Annotated in this window: 3 protein-coding genes; 1 reads left to right on the forward strand and 2 read right to left on the reverse strand. The window is 45.3% G+C overall.

What is annotated here, in order from left to right; translation table 11 throughout:
- On the forward strand, positions 1 to 527 hold a 527-nt coding region (locus FKN93_RS17305), incomplete at its 5' end, for an IS3 family transposase (RefSeq protein ID WP_170905758.1).
- A gap of 27 nt (positions 528 to 554) precedes the next feature.
- Here the strand turns inward: FKN93_RS17305 and FKN93_RS17310 are convergent.
- A complete protein-coding gene (locus tag FKN93_RS17310; RefSeq protein WP_170905757.1) occupies positions 555 to 698 on the reverse strand; it encodes a hypothetical protein in 144 nt (47 codons plus the stop codon).
- Between the two features lie 307 nt (positions 699 to 1,005).
- Complete coding sequence (locus FKN93_RS17955) at positions 1,006 to 1,230, reverse strand: carbohydrate-binding protein (protein WP_249374230.1); 225 nt, start codon at positions 1,228 to 1,230, stop codon at positions 1,006 to 1,008.
- Positions 1,231 to 1,482: the final 252 nt, after the last annotated feature.

Below are 1,482 nucleotides of genomic sequence, written 5' to 3' on the forward strand. Positions count from 1 at the left end.
AGGTGTATCCCTACCTGTTGCGTGATATCGAAGTCACTTACCCAAACCAAGCTTGGGCGATTGATATCACATATATCCCAATGGCGAAGGGGTTCCTGTACCTCGTTGCGATTATCGACTGGTATAGTCGCAAAGTGCTGGCTTGGCGACTATCCAACACCATGGACACGAGTTTTTGTATCGCAGCGCTTGAGGAATCACTGAAGCATTATGGGCCACCTGATATCTTTAACTCAGATCAAGGCAGCCAGTTTACCAGCACAGAGTTCACACAGAAGTTAATTGAACATGACATACGTATAAGCATGGACGGGAAAGGCCGCTGGGTTGACAATGTTTTCATTGAGCGCTTATGGCGAAGCCTGAAATATGAGGAGGTTTACTTAAAGGCTTATACCACGCCCCGTGAAGCCGAACTTGAAATCGGTAACTACATGGTGTTTTATAATGAAGAGCGTAACCATCAAGGACTGAATAACCTCACTCCTGATGAGGCCTACTTCGGTAGGCAAAGATACGCAGCATGAGCTGGGTCAATCACTTAAGAAATGAGCTTATGGGTCCAACCATCGGGGTCCACTTCTCAATCGCCCGAGTGCGGCATTAAACGATACGGCTTCAACCAATACGCCACCGACGATGATGGCAATACTGGCTGAGATAGCCAACTTATTCTTTAGTGAAAGGTTTTTAAACATACGCTATCCCCGTTATGACCTTGTCGTGCTTCGTGTGAGAAGCGCTTATTTATTTGTTTTCGGCATCCTGCATTATAATTTTTAGGCTAGAAATAAATGAGAGACTCTCTACGAAATGGTTTATTCGCATCAAAAAATTATAGTTCATGATTGAGAAAGGTTAGCGATTTGGGTCGATTGTGTGAGTGAGGTAAAGAAACTGAGCATCATCTGTCAGGAGATAACGCAAAAAAAGAAACAGGCCCTACCCTAAGGCAAAGCCTGTCAATCTACCGCTCAATGTCACTCATTGAGAGGTAATAAGGCATTATTGGGTAGCGCAGTCCGCAACACCTATCTCTTTCCATACCCCCCAAACACCGGATTGAGCAGGATCATCCCCTTGTGTCCACCATTTGGCTTCCCACACTTTACCAGCCCATGTTACTTGGTTACCACCGACATAAACGGCAGAGGCCTTCCATAGATTGTCACACTGATCATTATTGCTGGTCGCTAAAACGATGACTGAAACGGATGCTGAGCTACTCAACTCACCATCATTGACCGTTACCGTAAAGTTAAGCGTGGTATCAACGGAATAAGAACCCGCGGTGAAGCTCAGTTGACTGCCATTGATCTGTACTTCCAGTCCAGTTGGTACTTGCCAATCAAAGCTCGTAAGCGTTCACCGAGGTATCTTGACTTACCATGCCTGAAGAAGCATGTGCAGTTTATAGATCAAAAACGTTCGGGTACGGTTTCTTCTCAACGACTGACGTGATGATTTCACTCAGAACTGACA

The sequence above is a fragment of the Vibrio sp. A8-1 genome, from assembly GCF_013048685.1.
In the GTDB taxonomy this organism is placed as follows: domain Bacteria; phylum Pseudomonadota; class Gammaproteobacteria; order Enterobacterales; family Vibrionaceae; genus Vibrio; species Vibrio metschnikovii.